Source organism: Paenibacillus sp. MER TA 81-3 (assembly GCF_023713585.1).
Classification (GTDB): Bacteria; Bacillota; Bacilli; order Paenibacillales; family Paenibacillaceae; genus Paenibacillus_B; species Paenibacillus_B profundus.
The window spans coordinates 1-1,201 of the sequence record NZ_JAMAWB010000048.1 but is presented as its reverse complement, the minus strand read 5'-3'; the positions used below and the strand labels follow the sequence as shown (position 1 = coordinate 1,201).

Here is a 1,201-nt window from a genome sequence, read left to right as displayed (position 1 = left end):
GCTTCCGGTCCAGCGAGCAAGTCACACGCATCGCTTCATATCCCCGCGCCTGACGCTGCCGTCTCGGGAGCTCCGCCGCTTGTTCGAAGCCCGCAAGCATGTCTCCCCAATATTTCGCGGCCGCTTGCCCGTCCTGCTCGGCCAGCCAGCGAATATACTCGCTGTACTCGCTCACGCGCGGCAATTGCGGCTCCTCTTCCTTGCACAAGGCCGTGTATACTTCAAGGACTTCCCTGACCACCAGCGGCAGGCACCATCCATCCATTAGAATATGGTGGAAGCTCCACAGCAATTGGTGCTCCTCTTTCCCCGTACGCACCACCGCCACGCGCATCAGGCTGTCCGACTCCAACACAAAGCCCTTTTTACGGTCTTCTTCCGTGATAAAGGCCAGCTCCAGTTCCTGTTCGGCTGTGCTCTTCATCGACAGATCCGCATATTCAATTCGCAAGGTGCGGCGGCGGTAGACCACCTGCAGCGGCCGGTCGCGCCAACCGCTGTCGACGCTCGTCCGCAGAATCGCATGCCGCTGGATGACCGTATTCCAGCTGCGTTCCAACGCGGCTAGATCCAGCCTTCCCTGCAGCGAAATGTGCATTTGGTTCACGTAAGCACCCGACTGAGGGTCCAGCCGGCTGTGGAACAGCATCCCCTGCTGCATTGGCGTCAGGGCATAGACGTTCTCGATGTCCCCGAGAGGCCGGGTCCGCTGAATCAGCGCTTCCAGTTCCTCAATCGTTATGCCCTGCTGCAGCACATCGCTTGGCGTCAGCTCCACGCTTTCTTTCGCCACGCAGTGGCGAATGAGTTCCTGCAGGTGGTGCTTCATCCGCTGGGCCAGCTGCTGCATGGTTTCCTTGCGGTACTGTTCGGCGCTGTAGCTTAGGTTCAGGCTCAACGCTCCTCCGGCGATCATGCCGCTGAAATCGAGCGTGGCGGCTCTGTTTTGCCTGCGGCTTACCGTTTCCCCGGACGCCAGCGGCGAGATCTGAAGCTCGCTGCGCTGTAAATCTTGGTCGAACTGCCCCAGATAGTTAAACGATATTTCAGGCGCGACCGCTTGAATATTAGGCGAAGACAAATAGCGCAAAATGCCGTAGCCGATGCCTTTGTGCGGGATACTCCGCAGCGTTTCCTTGACCAGCTTGATGCGCCGCGGCAGATCCAGGCCCGCCTTCATGTCAAGCATGACCGGGTACGC

1 protein-coding gene is annotated in these 1,201 nt (G+C 59.3%); it reads right to left on the bottom strand.

All coding sequences use genetic code 11. The features are described 5' to 3' along the window. Positions 1 to 1,201, bottom strand: a 1,201-nt coding sequence (locus M3650_RS31135) for a condensation domain-containing protein (protein ID WP_251580219.1), incomplete at both ends; no start/stop codon positions are given.